Origin of the sequence: Pseudobacteriovorax antillogorgiicola, assembly GCF_900177345.1 — a bacterium.
GTDB lineage: Bacteria > Bdellovibrionota_B > Oligoflexia > Oligoflexales > Oligoflexaceae > Pseudobacteriovorax > Pseudobacteriovorax antillogorgiicola.
Genome location: NZ_FWZT01000011.1, coordinates 182,491 through 200,282, shown reverse-complemented (window position 1 = coordinate 200,282; position 17,792 = coordinate 182,491). Strand labels below are relative to the sequence as shown.

The following is a 17,792-nucleotide window of genomic DNA, read 5'->3' as shown; positions in this document are numbered from 1 at the left end:
CCTCTAGCCCGTTGTCAGACTAACCTTACTTCAGATCGCGATTGGTGAAGTATAGGTGCATTTTCATGCCGTTTAAGGATTGAAAGAGTTCTTGATATACCGGTGTATTTGGTAGATAGAGGGTCCAATCTCCACCTAGATACTGATTATAGAAACTTGTTTTGATCGGTGTGCTTAGTTTGGAATCAAGAACTTCATCACCTAGTAGTGTTCTCATACAAGCCATACTATGCCAGTTCATGGATGCATCATCATTTCTGCATGAAGAAAGAGTATTCGTACTATTCAACAGATTTACTGGATATGCTTGCTTCAAACGAAGTTCCCATTGCCATGTATCGGTGAGGCTTGTGTAGTCGATAAACGTGTAAAATCTCGACCCCACTTCATTACTAAAATACTTAGTTCTACTATCTGCAACGTATGACCATGTTAAGGGTTGTCTTGCCACGTAAGCTTGTAAAGAAACGGGAGATCCAAAACCAACATGATCGTATGTAAAGCTAACTCCAAGAAGCTTGCCTAAGTGGGCCATACTTGCTTCTCTACAGTGAAGAGGAGCATCTGGGTTAGTTATGGCTGAACGAGCCTTCAAGGCACTATCTTCTTCTGGATCCAGCCAATTGGATGAAGCGAGGGCTGGATCGGTTCTGAAGCGAACTGCTCGATATCCATATTGTTCTGTCAGCTGGCCTGATAAGTCTAGGTAGATGTTGTCATTAAAGTCAGGATCGTCATCCCTAGACGCGGAGCCAAGCGAAGCTACGAATTTTTCTTCTGAAAAAATAGAAGATGAAACCCCTTCTGAACTAGACCCATCAATACCAAGCTTCTTTGCAATAACAGTATCAAAATCGATGAAGCAATGGCCAACCTTATTCTGTGTTACTAGGTCACGTACGAAACTATCATCCTGTTCACTACTGATGAACTGTTGAATTTTCTCGACGAGATCTTTCGATTTGAGATCTGAGCGATAGTCTTCAATGTCTTCTTCAGTAGAGGCACCTTGAAGATTGCGTAGAAACTCGCCTCGAATAAATGCACTTACATCGATGGGTAGAGAAGAAAAATTATGGTATAACTTAGATTTTTCGTAGATTCCGAGCCAATAGCTAAGTCTTTCTAAATAGAAGAGTAGCTTGCCTCGTTCAATTTCGTACTCACTCGAATATAGACCCTCTAAGTTTTTTTGATAGTCAAGCGATTGGTTAGTGTTGTCGACCAAGTAACGTGCGAAATCCAATTGGGCAGCTAAGTTTACCTTTTTTTGCTCAAGAATTTTATGACTGTTACTAAGCTTACTCCGCTTTAAGGCAATTTCCTCCAGCTTTTTCAGATCAAGCTGAATAGAAACCGCATTATCAACAACATGCATAAACTTGTTTATTAGCACGGATGGTATACTCTTTTCATTGGCAGCTTGCCTAAAGATATTTCGTGCGTTGTTGACTGGGTCGCTTGAATAAGCCGCATCGCGGACTGTTTGCTTAAAGCCATCATCTGCAAAAATATCGACCATGTCTTTAAAGTTAGACTGGGTATCGGAGTATAGTGCAATATCGATGGGAATCTCATCGTTGCTGTTGCAATCAAATCCAGGCCTGCAAATATCATGTGTGTGATCTAAATCATCATTTACAATCAGGCGAAGTGTAAGGTCTTCCGAGCAACGGCTTCCATTTTCTGTCGTCAATTCTTGTGAATCGATAGGAATGAAGTTCTTTATTCCTATTGGATAGATGGCCATAAGTGAAGAATCGGCCGTAGATGGGCCGCAATAGACTTCGGCGACAAGCATGCCCAGTCTCAGGTTAGGGTACTCAGCATTAGGATGATAGTACCCCACTTGAATACTGAGTCCCGCAGTTTTGCCAACGCTGAGACCGGTGCTTGTCCCCTGACTTGCGCTCTCACCCTTGTTAACAGATTCACTAAAACCTATCGATTCAGACTTCCCGATGTTTGCACCAACTCCAGCGCTAACTACAAAGCTCACACCTCCATTAATACTGCTTCCATTGGAGTTAGAGTATCCCTTGGATGTACCCATAGAGACTCCGATACTCTTACTTTTACCTGTGCTAGTTCCTGTGCTTCTTCCTGAACTGACTCCATTACTTTCCGAAACTAGATAGCCATTCAGATCGGTTACCGCATTGACAACATTGCTCTCAAGCTTTGGTAACGGAAGGTCTTCTAGCTCACGAATCATCTGATTCATTGTTGCATAATTGTTTCCCTCATGAGGCTTGATCTCTAGGAAGCTTTTCATAGCAACCATTTGGTTGGGGACTTGCTTCATAAATTTATCGATTTTATTTTGATTCTTTATCTCAATTTTGTCGAGTTTATGAGGAGTGATATGCTTCTTAACAGCTTTACCTATTTTCCCTCCCGATGCGACGTTTGCTAAGCATCCTGTTGCTCCACCTACAGCGCCACCTAAAGCACATTGTTTGAGCGGGGGTACGACTTTTTTCTTAACCCAGCGTTTAGCTTTCTTGAAACCTTTGCTTAACCAGCTATAAGCTTCAATCTCTCCATGATAAACTGCGTTTGCACGATACTTCGTTGGTCCACCATTGATGTCGATAAGCCCATTGAAACCAACAGGGATTGTAACCGTTGGGAAGTCAGCTCTAGCACTGTTAGGTTTCAGTTTCACTTTGAATTGATTTAAGAACTCCACTTCATTTGTGTTCCCTAAAACCGAGCGCATCTCGGTACTGAATTTTCTCTGTGTATTTGCTATCTGTGCCTGAGTTTTTGCAACACTTTCTTCGAAGAAATCATCCTCAGTGGCAAGGGTCTCATCTTCAATATTGTTGACTGTAAGATTGCTCTCTAAGGTGCTTATTTTTTCGAGGTAGTTTGCTTTGGTGTTACTAGTGTCAAGTCCATTTTTTCTCAGAACGATTATTTTTTCCTTCTTGAGGAGAAGATTATCTGCTGAATTTTGAACCTTATTCGCATATTTTTCGACCCAATTTAAGAAATCTTTGGGTGTGCCAACTACGGAAAGGTACGGAATCTCATGAACTTGCCCCTCAAGAAGTTGACCCTGAGTCAACTGCAAGACTTTGTTTTCAATTTGAACTTGATAGTTTACTAGTTTCTCACGAATTTCTTCAGCCATCTGACCATAAAGAATATACTTTTGAAAGGCGTCACTTGAATTCTCCACTATTTCAGGAAAATCTTCAGGTCTGGTAATATTTTCTTCATCCATCTCTTGGTCAGAAGGATTTTTACCAAAATAGTAGATGAACTGTTGACGGTAAGATTCTTCGTAAAGAGTAGTCATTAATACGATCTCTTCACATAGGTAGCGCTCACCTTCAGTCAAGCTACCAACGCAACCATTATCTACGAATTGATCGAGTTCAACTTCACTCCTTCGTTCACCTGCAAGTAAGTTAAGGACCTCAGTATACTTTTGAATAGCTTGGAGACTAAAATACTCTACTGCAGGAGGTAATGTCGACTTGCCTGCGCATTCGTTACTGTTACTAATATCTCCAGTTAAACATCGCGAAAATTCTGTATAGTCGATTGTACTCAGGTATCCATCGAGATCACGATTCCGTTTCTTTGCTTCGTCCTTTAAATAAGATTCGGCTTTTTGAAGCGATACTTCAGCAGTCTCAATTTCCTTCTTTATCCATGAATCAAACTCCCTTTCTTGAAAAAGAATAGGGTATGAATCCTCTGTAATAATAATAGGGTTTGTATAGTTCTTAAGCTGTGAGCCTTCTTGTTCTTGGCTACTACAAGATGCCAAAGCCACTCCCATGAGGAAGTATTGGCCTATCCTAACTTTCATTCTTGATTCTCCGAAATTCACGTGAAATTAACTGCACTACGAGATCATGGCAAAGGCAAAGGACGAATGCTTGCAACTCCAGAACTCATATTAAGAATTTTTGTAAGCGCATTACGATACATTGCTTTGTCATCAACGATTGGATCCATCCCAGGGATAGGGTGGAATATCGCAAGTGGAATCTTACACTGATTAGGGGAAATCTGAACCTTATCAATAGTAAGATTGATATCGCGATCAAACCCTCTCTCCAGCACTTGATCGTTGTGAACCATAGCCACCAAGAATAGATAGTTGACTAGATAGTCAAATCGCTCTTGAATAAAACCATACTCAGTAGCCTCTGGTGCAATTTTACCAACTGTGTAGTCTCGCCATTGAAGGCATAAGAACTGCTCGCCAAAGCCGCCGTTTGAGTTTTGCCAAGCTTGATCGATTGTTTCTGGAACACTTGGATTATTATTATTCAAAGCAAAGTAGAGCTTTTCCTTAAGTTCAGATGAATCATAGATTGCTGATGCTTGGGACTCGTTTGAGACGAGGGTTCCCAAAGAGTAGAGGTCACAAGCATCAGAAGAACTATTTTGACGAACTGAACCACTTGATAGATTATCAACCCACCTTGAAACACAATCATCTGAGTTACTATTAAGTTTGGCTTTACTCCGCTCTATATCTGATAAGAGAATCTCCATGAGGTGACCATAGAATGATACTAATGTTTCACAACTCGAAAACTTATTGTGATAGAATGATGATTCACTCATATCCCCTGTATTTGGGTCTGGCAGGTATCTCACAGGAACCATCGATGTAATTTCATTTTTGATAAATGTATTGGATTCACTCGAGTAGGTTCTATCGAACCCATTTGTTTGTATGGCAGGGCATGCTAGCTCATTGTGATAGTTTAATGCAAAAACTTCAGAGAGGTTTTCTAGTTTTTCGATCCAACCAGGCGTTGTCGAGATCCCGCCTACTTGATGATAGTTAGCTGGTTCGGTTGGTCTTAATGATTCATAGTTGAGTGGGGAATTGGTCAACATCTGTAGTGCTAAAAGTCTATGAGGAAGATCTTTAATGTCTACTAGATAATCAGATATTTCAGCCATATACGATATTACTACCGACTGGAAGCTATTAGACCAGTACAGGTGATTATTTACTAGTTGGAGAGCCGTACTCGATGTCTTTGTTTCAAAGTTCTCTTCAGGCCACAAGTAGGCATAGAGCGATGCGCTAGCTTCTGTCAACAATAGGTTCCTATAAGGAGTTAGGAAGTTATTCGTACCCCAGGTTTCATCGACTAGATCACTAAATTCGCTGACTATATCTGAGAATGCATTAGAATTGGACCTTAGGTCTTGGATAGTATAGGCCGCATTGTAGATTTCACTTGCTAGACGTCTTGACTGACTGTTCCATGTTGTTTGATTCCACCCCTTGGTTACGTTATCCTTGTATTGCTTGTTGATCAAACTCTGCGTTAATGCTGAGCCAAGCTCCAGAATTTCAAGATAGTCTTCTTGTTGTTGAGCACTAAATTCTAGGTGATCGATTAATCTTTGAAGCCTTCCTAATTGCTCATCAAACCAAAGGTCATCTGGATTTGCTTCTTCAGTATTTATTGACACAGACGTTTGAAATGTCTCCTTTTCAACGTCAGGCAAATCATTTGAGTAAGAAAATTGTCCACTATCGAGACCTTGCGTGGGGTTAGATATGCGCCAATTATACCATCCTATGACACCGGGAAAGTATGCTTCAAGACTAGCTTTGTTGCCTGAATTAATGTTTGCCCGTGAAATCGCAAAATGAAATGCGATCTCCTTAGCGATAAAATTAGGTATCTCACTATCGTTTTTCCATTCGTTGATAAAGTCGTTGAACTCTATCTCTCTATTCTTAAATTCGTTTGGAAACTGACTATAAAAGCCAATATAGGCATATGCCTTGTCATAATCAGCTTGATCAAGGGCAGTGTGAATAATTGAAAATACGCTTGCTTCGTCTCCTATTTCGAGATCCATGACATCTTCAAAATGGTTGGCTTGTGCGATTCCAATCCAAAATAAGATTGTTAGGGTGACATAAAGTTTCATATTAAATAGGCTCCTTGAAGTTGATGCTCTCTAAATTAAGATATCCAAAATCGCTATGTTTTCTGAGTGCAGATGTGAGTGGAGTTGTTGCACCTGTTATGAGTCCTTTAAGTTTGCTTTCATCGAAGTAAGCACCTCCGGAACTTCCTCGCCATCCAGCGCAAGGAACTTTCATTCCTCCAATTCTTGTATATTCCGGACTGAAGGCCTTCGGAAGGAAGCTTTGGACCAGGAATATATTATCTTTGTTACTAATAGGGGTATAGACTTGCCTTGTTTCCTTGAAATCATCGACTTCTTTCCAATGAATCAATCCCGCTGGAAGAACCTCCTTAGTGAATTTTGACAGCAACCCATCAAGGTATCTGTTCGGTTTTACCCAAGCTGGCATTTTTTTGATCAAGCGATTGATATTTTGTCTCAATCTGAGGCTTGTATTCTCTGGGATCACAGTGAATGCTTGGCATACAGGCTCAATTGGTGGAGGCATCTCTGAAAGTCCAACTACTGTTATGCTTGCCTTTGTGAGATCTTTGCCATCTACTTTCCGGAAACTACTAGTTAAATGGTATTCAATAGGATTTAGTCGATTGTTGATCGAGTCAAACTGATAGATTGAGAAATTCCTGCAGTGATCGGGGCAGTTGTCTAGGCTATGTGAAGTTGTTATGATTTCACCATTGTCCACTACTGCACTGCTGAAAAATTCTTGATCTGCAATCGTTTTTTCAATGAGAACCAGTTCTGCAGCCTTCAAACTAGAGAATGATCCAGCGAGAACAAGGTGCAAAAAGAAAATATAAATAGCTACTACATTAGTGAACATTTAAGTCTCAAATCGAAAAACAAGTTACCTTAAAACGCTTATAGTCTAAGATTGGCTTGGCATCTCGTGTAATGACCTCAACAGCTGAGTTTGTCACAGTACGAGCCCCTAAGTTTTGGCTGAACGACTCGATTGCTATTGTGGGAGTTGAATCGTTTCCTCAAATATGAGCATATGAATTACCCATATCAGTTGCAGAGAGGGTCAATTTTATTCCATCACTCTCGTCACTTGCTAGGATACAAGAAAGGGTAGGCAGATCTTCCAGATTGATATATAGACGTCCCTGTTTTAAAGCAAGAATACCGTCGGCTGACTTTACAAGATTGCCGGGATTTTCAAGTAGAGAAAGAGTTGAGGTTCTCCCATGATGGCTCGTGTAGCTTATTCCAGTTTCGGGGTTAGATTCTAAGTTCATGGAATAAATTTCTGGCACATCAATTGCTTGCCAGCTATTTCCAATCTTAATGTAGCGAGCAGACCGCTGATAGGATCCTTGGAGTATAATATCTTCACTATGCCGGTTATCGAAGTTACCTGTGCTCTCTGTCTCTTTGTGAGGAATCTTAAGACTTCCCCCTCGATGATTCTTAAAAATAGTTAGAATTTGATTCTGTTGACCTCCTTCTAGGGATTCTATAATGACTTTCAACCCATGGTCGGCACGAGGATTTGTGTGGACCGTAATTAAATCAATGTTATCAACAGCAACTTTCGAGAATACCTGACCGTCTCTTTCAGGCTTAAGCTCAAGTCTTCTATTTCCATTGTTTATCTGATCCTCAAGGAGGGCTAGTTTAGCTTTCATTTGGGTTAGTTGTTGGGCTAATTCAGTATTCGTCGGTGTTGCATGTGTGGATGTACCTAGGGGCAATGCGATGAGTAAGGTAGATAACTTCACAGCTTTCATTTCTTTCCTCGTATAGAAAATTCCCAGTTTACTAGCTAGAGAGGGAATGTTTTCGAAGTCGTTTAAGCCCGGTACAAATTACCGGCAGCCCAAAGACACCAATGCATAGTTTAAATTGCACTTGCTATAGACTAATTATGGATTTTAATACTAAGTTTAAGATTGTATTGAATTTTTTTTTATTAAAAGCACGCTTAGTAGCGTTGGATTGGTGCACCAATTTGCTATGTAGGTCGAAATGATTGACTTGCTTTAGTTTTTGAACCTTCAAAACCAGATGATCGAAAGGCTCTGACAAGTACTCTTAGTTGTTGTCGATGCTCTCGAAAGCTAGTATCAAAGGTTCTCCACCAAGCATCGTCTGGGTATGGAGTTCATTAAAGTTAAGTTCTTTCGTCTATGAGACAAACTTGAAAGAAATATTATAACGCTACTATCATCACAGACAAGGTTAGGCATCTAGACTAAAGCCAATCTGAAAGGAGTTTCTTTTGCGACTGTTATCGAAGGTTATTGTGGCGTCTCTGCTATCAATGGGGGCTGTTGGTTCAGCCTCCGATATTGAGAACATAAAGAAAGAACTGATTTCTCAGAAAAGTAAGATTCTACTGCTGGAGCAAGAGAAAGCTAATAATTCTGACTTTAGTGCGATGGTTGTTTATAACAGTGTTGCGAATACCCACGGAAACATTGATAGCACAGTATATCCGTATGTAAATACTCTTAAGTTCTGGCAAATACCGTACGCTGATAGATTTAAAGAGAAGGGGATTAATACCCTTCACACTAATTACTACAATCCCATTTTGTACCTAGTAGATGGAGCCGCCACATACGTTGATGTTATCGAGGATATTACAGGCAAAAGCGCGATAGTGATGATCGCTACTGCAGATTCGATCGACAAAACTACGATGAAGTTTTCGAATCCTATTGCTGTTTTTGGTGATGCTGGGGTATTTGATAATCAATTTAGTCGTGGATGGAGTGCTTCAGACTTTGATGGGGATTCTAGTGAAAGAAATTGTGCTAGCATTTGGAAAGGAGTCTCTCAACACTATGGGAAATGTTGGAGATATAACTTAGGTGCTGATGATGAGATTCCGAGGGAAGACGATCACTGGGGACCACATGCTCATAATGGTGTACTGAGAAGTTTCCAGCTAAAAGTAGAAGAATCCGGTGGGAAATACTCTAGAGTGAAGCGAATTACTCGCTATCGTATTTTCGCTAATAGCGGTTTGGACTTGAATGAGGTCAAAACGAAGTTGATCCAGTCCGTGGAGTAATCAGCTTTGTTCGACACATTCCCTAGCTAAGACCTGGCATATCGGGTCTCTCGCTTGACTCCACCCGAGGTATGTAGAGAATGTAGATCGTTCCAATTACTCCCATCAGAGATTTGTCGGCCCTGAGCTCAACTCTTCAATTGATTTTTTATAGTAAGTGCCGGAGCAGCTAAGCTTGCTGCTCTTGACACTTCTGACTAACGATTTTTCTCTTAGCGTGCTATAGAACAATTGCGAAGTTCTTTTGTTACTGCATCAGAATGATCAAAAGCTAAGCCTTTAAGTGCGCCGGAATCATAGTGAAATTCAAAATTTTCATATATGTCACCTACGAGATAAAAAACTTGTCCCTCAAGTTGATCTCCGTAAAGAGTAATGCTTTCTCTTGAATCAATTGTTATATCGAAGGTGACCCTAAGTTCACTATCAATATAAACATCCCTAAAGTACCAATTTAAATTGGGTTCACAGGTCAATGTGTCGCCAGCCTTGAAGATAAACTTTCCTGCATCAATAATGCTTACATCTAAATTGTTGATGTTACCATCATCCAAATCACTAGGCTCAATTATACCGCCATTCTCAGCACAAGCTTTAAGATCAAGGCTATTAGGTCCGGCTAGAATTTCTTTTGAAAGCCCATTACAAGGTGTATATTTCGAGCTAGCAATCAAGCTATCCTGAAGATACAGGTTGACATCAAACTTATGAGTTCCAACAGGAACGACAATAGCTTCACTAGATCCACTACTTAGGGTGGCAATGGTACTATCATTCATAAGCAATTCAATCTTGTCATAATCCGCGGGAAAAGCTGGCAAAGTAATAGTTGCCAAGTCACTTGATTCACCTCCCGATTTGCCGCAAGCACCTAGAACCAACGAAATACCAGTGACTGTTAGTAACGACTTCATAAAATAAGCTCCTTAGTAGTTGCAGACAGGCAGATCCTCGTCTGCTATATCATTAATAGGTTGAAACCTTCGCGCATATTGCCAACGAATTGTTTTAACCTGTGCTCGGCTTCTACTTGCGCGACAACCCTTATCTAAAAAGGCATTTTGATCGAGTGGAAAAATATCTAGGCAAGCTTCATTGGACCAAAGTCCACGATTGTTTCTGGTACAGGTGAACTCAAGCCCCATCAAGTGTCTTGCTAAAGATGTGTCAGTGATCTCATATTCGGTACATGATAAAACTTGTGAGTCCCCAAATACTTCGTAGCAGGATCCGATTCTGGCTACTTTTGCATCGAGAGCTTCGGTACAAGAATCATTTTCCCAGACTCTTTCGTTAGCCCAACACTCTTTTTCTCTAGTACTACTTTTTGAGGTAAAGGCTGTATGATTTGAATTGGTAAGGCTACAGATTCGCGGCCTTTGTAGCTGCTCAAAATAGCTGTAGTCAATTCTTGAAATCTCTTCAATAACACCGCAACCTTCGCTGATATCGAGGGACTCGATCTTCTTTTCACACGGGCCCGTGCGCCACTCGACAACGATTTCAGAGTCTCGTGAGCCACATAGTGCAGTGCTAGGGTCAGTGAATTTGGAAGGGGCGGAAAAGTATTCGGTACATGATGCTGACTTGCGTGTCTCCGCAGATATTCTTGCGCAGGAGCCAAGCAAAACTCTAAATCTTTCGTAGCTGGGGGTGATTTCTTCCGAAGTTGTCTCACATTTGAGACTGTTGACCAAGGGGGTAGCAGTAGGAGCACAGAGGGGCACTTTTGCAAGGTCGTAGTTTTCAAGGTCCTTAGTTTCAAAGCGGGCTACAAGTCCATCATCCGAAATGATTTCTATCTCCCGATCTTCGGTGGTATAGCCAATACAACCTTTTGGGGAAATATCTTTATAAGTTTTGTCATCAATTCTTACAGTTAGCTTCCCGTAGTCGATAGGAGACTCTTTCGAGTAATTTACTTTTATATATTGAGTATTTGGCTGCTTGGTGAGAAACCCACACGTCTGCCAAAAGTCGTAGCCTCCATCTCCAAAGGGCGAAAGAGTTGTTTTCTGCAAGTCAGGAGATTTTAACGCTGGGTTCGCTTCGATTGTGATTCCTTGGCTTCGACCGCGATCATTTATGAACAGCTGCACGACTGTATTTGATTCTAGCTGTATGCAGCCTTTAGGGTTCACAGCAAGGGTAGCACCCTTCGAAATTGACAAGTCATCAAGAGTAATATCAAAATCACCTTTTCCTAGTCTGTCGCCTGCTTCAGACTCGACATAAATTGCTCTCTGATTGAGCTTTCCGCAAAGAATCTCGTCAGAGTTATAGCTGTTGCTGAAGTCGCTTTGGCATGATGAGAGAAGGCCTAGTAGGAAAACGGTGTCTGTTACTTTTTTCATTCAATCGCAATACTTATGAAACGGATATCGTCTCCCAAGAGACTCGGTGATAGAAAGAGAAAGTGGCTCAAGGAATATTGCAAAGTTTCGTTTGTGCGACTGCAAATTAGAGTCATCGTGAGCGAAACTTGTAGCTCATGAAGCTAAAGAAGTCACTGACTCCTAGTAAAGGCTTTGATGGTTCTTTCAAGTCTGCTAAAGAGCTGTAGTTTCGTAATGAATGTCAAGAAAGTTACCACATGAAAACAGAAAATTTAGTTATACTTATTCTCTCAGCAATCATGCTAAGCAGCTGTATGTCAGTCTACAAAAGCTCTCAGGTCTTCCTTGGTCCAAATGGGCACGTTGTATTCTGTGAAGCATCAGTGTCAAGTAATAGCTATCTTCATGCGCAGATCATGAGTTCAAAGGCCGATGAAATGTACCTCGATTGCGTCGATAGAGCCTATGATGCAAAGTACATAGCTGTGACAGAAGGTATTTCTGATCTGCCAATCGAGGAACGAATAAGGTTTTACCAAGATTCCAACGGCGAGGATGAGGTTTCGCCTTATGCTAACGACGGCTTTATGAACCTTGAACAAATTTTTTAAAAAGGGCTCTCTCAAGCAGATTGAATCTAATTTTTAGTCAAAAAATTTCCTTTGCAATAAACCACCCCAAGAAGTCCGATTAAGCTATCGGAAATGGACCAGGCCTTTATAAGCCCTGACTACCCGCAGAGTAATTGCAAATCGAGTGCTAGCACAAGGAACGGAAAAGACGTATAACAGAGCCAAACAGCCAAGGGATTTAGCTAAAGCTATGCGTTTCATCTCTGTGTTCATTGAAGACTACAACTATCGACGTTATGTCACGCCATACGATAAGCTACCCTACCATCGCTAGATAATAAACTGCTAAGCTCCCGTAAGTTGAAGCTAGAAAGAGCCCGGGAGAAGAGAAAATTTATCTGGAGAAGCGAACTCTCAAATTGAGCTTGCAAATATGGCTTAAGCTATGTCAAGAGATTGCCGGGAGGTTGGGTTTCCGCATTGGCAACACACTTTTAAGCCTCACTTTTCAGGGAGCGGTACCCTAAGTATCATAGAGAGTTTGTTGGGTATCGATAACTGATTGGGCTTGACTGAGTTGTTTTTCTAGTCTAGCTACTTTCATTTCAAGCTCAGATGTTTATTTCTTTGCATCTGCCGCAGGGTCCAGCTTTGGTCCGAGCTTTGTTGAGAAAGCCCTAGAATGGCTAGCATCAAACTCTCGCTTCGAATCGGATACTTGAGAACTGTATAGACCTTCACGTCTGAGTAATTCTCCGACAGCTCCATGGGTGTCACAGCATTCTTCTCGTTGACAGAGAATTTCCAGCTTTAGGGGTAACTGTATCTGGCTGCACTGATACTAAATACCGATATCGTAAATGGTATGTTTTTCAAACCTGAGTATAACAAATCAAAAGAACCTTTGAATATGAGATCTATATCTGCACTTCATTTGTTGACAATGGCTCTAGTCTTTAGTGCTTGTGGAGGGGGAGGTGAAGGGAAAGACGGTGTTAGTGGAGAGAGCTGTGTCCTGACTGAAACGGATATTATCTGTCAAAATAACACTTTGTCGTTAAAGTCATTTCAAGGTGAGAAAGGGGATTCCTGTGAGCTTGTTGAGGACAAGCAAGTGATTCAATGTGGCAACAATTCCTTGGCTATCAGAGATCTGAAGGGTGAAGACGGTAGTAGCTGTACGATTGTTGAAGTTGACGAAGAATCAGTAATTAGATGTGGTAATGAAACTATTCCTCTCTCCATTCTTAAGGGCGAACAAGGAGAAAAGGGCGACCAAGGAGAAAAGGGCGACCAAGGAGATAAGGGTGACCAAGGAGAAAAGGGCGACCAAGGAGAAAAGGGCGACCAAGGAGATAAGGGCGACCAAGGAGATAAGGGCGACCAAGGAGATAAGGGCGACCAAGGAGATAAGGGCGACCAAGGAGATAAGGGCGACCAAGGAGATAAGGGTGACCAAGGAGAAAAGGGCGACCAAGGAGATAAGGGTGACAAAGGAGAAAAGGGCGATGCATCTTACTTTACAGAGATAGCCAACGTCCGACTTTTAAGCAACAGTATGCCTGGAAATAAAATTGGAGAGGCAAGCTCCCTATTTACTTGTCAAGCAGATATTTTATCAAATGATAGTTTACTATTATATAGGCCGGTAGGGGTACGATTAGTTAGGAATGGAGAGTCCACTGATGCTCAAGTCCTGAAGTGGGATCGGAAAGGCGAGCAATGGAAGGTATCATTCCCAATCGAAAGTGGGACTATTGAATCAGGAGATCGACTATCTTGCAAAATTACAATTTTTCATATTCATTTGGTTGCTACAGCTACAGGGCAAAGTCCCGACGAAACGGTAGTTGAAGAGAGCAGGGTTAACGTATCTGCCCGGAAGCACCTTAGATTTTCAAGTCTTGTACCTATTCTAGATGATTCGGGGAAAATTACGTCTTTTGATTTAGGCTTTGATAGTGAAGTCGATGGAGGAAATCTCGAAACCTGTAAATTCTTAGTTTACACTGCAAGGGCAGCTGGTCCCAAAAACATCGTATATCACACAAAAGATCTATCCTCAGTTAAGCAAGGAAGAAATAATCTGAGCCTTGTACCACGTGGCGACCGCTTAAATTCAGTAGATCTGATAGCTGAAATCACAGATCTTAAAGCAATTTGCTTGGGGGATGGTAACCGCATAGAATTTGAGAATAGCTCTATGTCGGCTGATTTTCTAATGAATGAATTCCATCCATTGAGCGTAAATTAACTGTCCATTTTTAACTATTTCTGCCTCTCTAAAGGGAGGTAGAACGACTCCCTCCTAAGTGTCTAGTAACCAAAGACGCGCCTCCGGATAGCCAGGAATTAGCCAGACAAATTTCTATCTAGTTTTCAAAGATAATGGGTAGGCTTTATGAATCTTGAACAAATTTTTTTAAAAATGGCCCTCGCAAGCAGATAGAATCAAATTTCTAGTCAAAAAAATTTCCTTTGCAATAAATCACCCCAAGAACCATCCAAACAAAGAGGCCAGGCCAAAAGCCAGGCCTCCCGTATCCCATTGAAGTAAGCGATGACATGATCCTCAGATCATGAGTCAATCTCTTGACTTTTCGATATGAATGGTTCGTGTGGACCCATCTTGACGGTTTCGAGGTGGGTCTTTTTCGTGACTGATGGCAATCCTTGCCCATCCATCCATTAAAAATCTCCGTTATCCTAGGACAGTATACCTTTGTATTCGGAGAGCTTCATGATTCTCTATCCCAAGCGTTTCGCGTTTGTGGCCCTTCTGATTTCCTTTATCACCATAAGTTTTTGGACAGGGTCTCGCTATCCTGCCTTGAATCAAAAAGCGATGATGGCTGAGTCGGCGTCTGTAGCTGATACGATTGCGGCATTTCCCATCCTTGAGGTTAAAGATGAGTTTCCGATGTGGAAAAAAATTGCCTACACCACAGTGAATTGGGCCAATGACAATAAGAAGGGGATGACCTTTGGAGTGATCATTGGCGGTCTATTTCTAACTCTCTTTAACTACCTTCAGTTTCGGCAGAAGGGGAACAAGATGCTCAAAACCTTTTATGGGTTTTTGCTGGGATCGCCATTGGGGGTTTGTGTAAATTGCGCAGCGCCGGTATTTAAAGGAGTCCTTCAATCAAAACAGGCGGAACTTGCCTTTGCAATGATGATCAGCTCGCCCACCATGAATATGGTGGTGCTCACTATGCTGTTTAGCCTTTTCCCGTTTTATATGGCTGTTACGAAAACCTTGTTTGTTCTGATCGTGATCTTTGCTGGAGTGCCCCTAATCTCTACGCTGCTAGGTGCGGATCACCAGCTAAAAGACTGGCTCAAGCTTGAAAAAGAAGATGTGAACCTTGGTCAAAACTGTGATGTGAAGCATCGTGAGCCATATGGCGAGGCCATTTTTGGTTTTCTAAAAGACATCTTTCGGAATATCAAATTTATCATCGTGCGCACGGTGCCCTTGATGTTGGTGGCGGGTTTTCTCGGCTCTGTTGTCTCGCACCTTGTATCTCTTGATACCATCATGGCTGGAGGCGGCATTGGAGTCGTATTGTTGGTTGCCGCTGTGGGGCTATTTTTACCGGTACCAGTAGCCTTCGATATCATTTTGGTGAATGCTCTTTTTACTGCTGGCATGGCTCCCAATCTAACGTTGATTCTACTCTGTACCCTCGGCATTTATAGTTCCTATTCTTTTATGATTACCTGGCAAAGTGCTTCCAAGCAATGGGCTACTGGTCTTAGCGCTGTGATTTTCTTGATGGCAGTGGCACTTGGTCTTACGGGGGATCAGCTCCATCGGGTGTTCTACCTAGAGCCCAATATTGAGGCCTACAAAACAATGCGTGGGGCTCCAGAGGCCGTAGTGATGGAAGAAGACGAGATCCTGGTTGAGGAGCAAGAGCCAGCAAAGCCCCTAATATTTCAAAGTGTCTGGCAGAAGGGTAATGTTATCGTCGAAGGTGCGCCTTTTCAAGTGAAGACTAATCAAGAGGGGCGTTTCGCGCGATCCGAAGGGCAGTTTTTCGGTCTGCGAGAGGGATTCGCATATGGCATCCGCGATTATCCCGATCCATTTTGGATCGGTCGAGGCACAGGGTCTGGGGACTTCAACGGCGATGGTTGGCAAGATGTCGCCTTCGGTAGCGACACCGGCATCAAGCTGTATCGCAATGTAGGGGGTTTGTTTGAAAAGGTCCTGCTTACAGTAAAGACCAGTCGCTATCGAGTTTACTCAGTCGCTTTCATAGATTGGAATAACGACGGTTGGCTGGATCTCTTCTTTACCACCTATCTCAAGGGAAACTTTGTTATATACAATAAGAACGGAGTGTTTAGTTCTGAACTTGAGCCGGTTCCTAACAACAAGGGTATTTTAACAGTTAGCCCGAGCTTTGGTGACTTTGATCGCAACGGCTTTCCCGATATCTATAATGCAAACATGGCTCTTGGCATTGTCACAGGCTTTCATCACTACGGCCCTGGTAGGCAAAATAGCATCACATTCAATCACGGCGACCGGTACCAGGAAGCTCCCCTTGATCAAGTGGATGGAGAATCCATGGCATCCTTAGTAAGTGATTTTAATCAAGACGGTTGGCTTGATATCTACGTGAACAACGATTTCACGGTTCCCGATTATCTCTACTTTGGAAAATCAGGAGGCCTGGCACTGGCGTCTAGAGATGCGATGGCTAAGATGAAGTCTCCGTTTTTCTCCATGAGTATCGACTCGGGAGACCTCAACAACGATGGGACTATGGATTACGTATCTAGCGGCACCATCGAAACGGCTAAGTTCCTAGCTGATCAACGAGAGATCGATGGGGTTCCATACAAAGACTACTCTATATTCAAGAACGATGAGTCTTGGTGCGAGTCGATCCAAGAAGCTGGCTTTCGCCAGCGTTGTTTGGCAGATCGTAAGCTTAATAAACGTATAAACTTGAAGCAGAAGCCAAAGCTTGATGTTGCAGAATGTAGCAAAATCAAGGAGTCGGCCGATCGGGAGGACTGCTTGCTGGCTGTGATGTGGATGATTGTGACAAGCAATCAGCCCGTGGACAACTGCCAGGAAAAGTTTGGCTTTGATCAAACTATCCGTGAAGTTTGCGATTTGCATAAGGCTCGCAAAGCGCCCTTAGCCCGAGACTTGTTTCAACAGTATATGGCTCAAGAAGACAAGGCGCACATCTATCTAGGGGATGGTCACGGCAGTTTTCGGGCGATGCCAGTGGCTCACCCTGGTGGCTGGACGTGGAGCATGAAGATTGCTGATCTGGATAACGATGGTTGGCTAGACATTTTCAATGCAGAAGGTGCGGTTCGGGAAGGACAGTTTGGGTTCAATGTCTTACTTCATAACCAAGAGGGCAAGGGGTTTGAGCAACGGCAGTTCTCTTGGGGCATGGTGGATGACTTTGGAATGTTTTCTTTTTCCTATATCGATTTTGATCATGATGGCGACCTCGATATTATTGCCAATAGTGCTGTAGGCCCGGTGAGATTGTATGAAAACCGTTTGAATAACAACAATCGCTTGGCGGTGATGGTCAATCAAAAAACAGGAAACTACTATGGCTTGCATAGCAAGATTCAAATCACTACTGGAAGTGGCAGAACCTACCTCCGAGAGATCAAAGCCGGGGGAGGCTACCAATCCTTTGATGCCCCGATCGCCTATTTCGGTCTCGGAGAGGATGAGCAAATTCAGAAGATCGTCCTGTCCATTCCTGGTCGGGAAGCCATTGAAATCAATGAAAAACTGCCAGCAAATCAGCTCTACCGGATATCAATCCAATAACCGCATTAGCGCTGCAACGTTAGAATCTTAAACAATATCTACTGAGTAGGCCGGCTTCCAATAATTCCATTGAAATTGTCATGAAATTCTCCTAAAAATGCCGCGTCAAT

At 42.3% G+C, this 17,792-nt stretch carries 11 protein-coding genes; 4 read left to right on the top strand and 7 right to left on the bottom strand.

Annotation, left to right across the window (positions count from 1 at the left end; translation table 11 throughout):
• Positions 1-25: 25 nt before the first annotated feature.
• The 4 genes from B9N89_RS15880 to B9N89_RS15865 form a co-directional block, all read right to left on the bottom strand.
• Entirely contained in the window at positions 26-3,826 is a 3,801-nt protein-coding gene (locus tag B9N89_RS15880) for a hypothetical protein (RefSeq protein ID WP_132319969.1), read from the bottom strand.
• 44 nt (positions 3,827-3,870) lie between these two features.
• Entirely contained in the window at positions 3,871-5,928 is a 2,058-nt protein-coding gene (locus tag B9N89_RS15875; protein WP_132319971.1) for a hypothetical protein, read from the bottom strand.
• A 1-nt stretch (position 5,929) separates the two neighbouring features.
• On the bottom strand, positions 5,930-6,754 hold the full coding sequence (locus B9N89_RS15870; RefSeq protein ID WP_132319973.1) for a hypothetical protein: 825 nt from the start codon (positions 6,752-6,754) through the stop codon (positions 5,930-5,932).
• 160 nt (positions 6,755-6,914) lie between these two features.
• Positions 6,915-7,664: a hypothetical protein gene (locus tag B9N89_RS15865; RefSeq protein ID WP_132319975.1), complete on the bottom strand. Its 750-nt coding sequence runs from the start codon at positions 7,662-7,664 to the stop codon at positions 6,915-6,917.
• A 491-nt stretch (positions 7,665-8,155) separates the two neighbouring features.
• Here B9N89_RS15865 and B9N89_RS15860 point away from each other — a divergent pair, with 491 nt between their 5' ends.
• Positions 8,156-8,953 carry a hypothetical protein gene (locus tag B9N89_RS15860; protein WP_132319977.1) on the top strand — a complete coding sequence of 266 codons (798 nt, stop codon included), beginning with the start codon at positions 8,156-8,158 and terminating at the stop codon, positions 8,951-8,953.
• Positions 8,954-9,165: 212 nt separating this feature from the next.
• On the opposite strand, the gene B9N89_RS15855 is transcribed toward B9N89_RS15860, so the two are convergent.
• Together B9N89_RS15855 and B9N89_RS15850 are read right to left on the bottom strand one after the other, a co-directional pair.
• Complete coding sequence (locus B9N89_RS15855; RefSeq protein WP_132319979.1) at positions 9,166-9,867, bottom strand: hypothetical protein; 702 nt, start codon at positions 9,865-9,867, stop codon at positions 9,166-9,168.
• 12 nt (positions 9,868-9,879) lie between these two features.
• On the bottom strand, positions 9,880-11,307 hold the full coding sequence (locus B9N89_RS15850; RefSeq protein WP_132319981.1) for a hypothetical protein: 1,428 nt from the start codon (positions 11,305-11,307) through the stop codon (positions 9,880-9,882).
• Between the two features lie 239 nt (positions 11,308-11,546).
• On the opposite strand from B9N89_RS15850, the gene B9N89_RS15845 reads away from it, so the two are divergent.
• The gene (locus tag B9N89_RS15845) at positions 11,547-11,900 is read left to right on the top strand and encodes a hypothetical protein (RefSeq protein WP_132319983.1); all 354 of its coding nucleotides are present in this window, start codon (positions 11,547-11,549) and stop codon (positions 11,898-11,900) included.
• A 561-nt stretch (positions 11,901-12,461) separates the two neighbouring features.
• Here B9N89_RS15845 and B9N89_RS31380 read toward each other — a convergent pair.
• Positions 12,462-12,638 carry a hypothetical protein gene (locus tag B9N89_RS31380; protein ID WP_159455412.1) on the bottom strand — a complete coding sequence of 59 codons (177 nt, stop codon included), beginning with the start codon at positions 12,636-12,638 and terminating at the stop codon, positions 12,462-12,464.
• Positions 12,639-12,771: 133 nt separating this feature from the next.
• Between B9N89_RS31380 and B9N89_RS15840 the strand changes: the two genes are divergently transcribed.
• Together B9N89_RS15840 and B9N89_RS15835 are read left to right on the top strand one after the other, a co-directional pair.
• The gene (locus B9N89_RS15840) at positions 12,772-14,115 is read left to right on the top strand and encodes a collagen-like protein (RefSeq protein ID WP_200820729.1); all 1,344 of its coding nucleotides are present in this window, start codon (positions 12,772-12,774) and stop codon (positions 14,113-14,115) included.
• 486 nt (positions 14,116-14,601) lie between these two features.
• Positions 14,602-17,682 (top strand): FG-GAP-like repeat-containing protein, encoded by a 3,081-nt coding sequence (locus B9N89_RS15835; RefSeq protein ID WP_132319985.1) that lies wholly within the window; start codon positions 14,602-14,604, stop codon positions 17,680-17,682.
• Positions 17,683-17,792 lie beyond the last annotated feature (110 nt).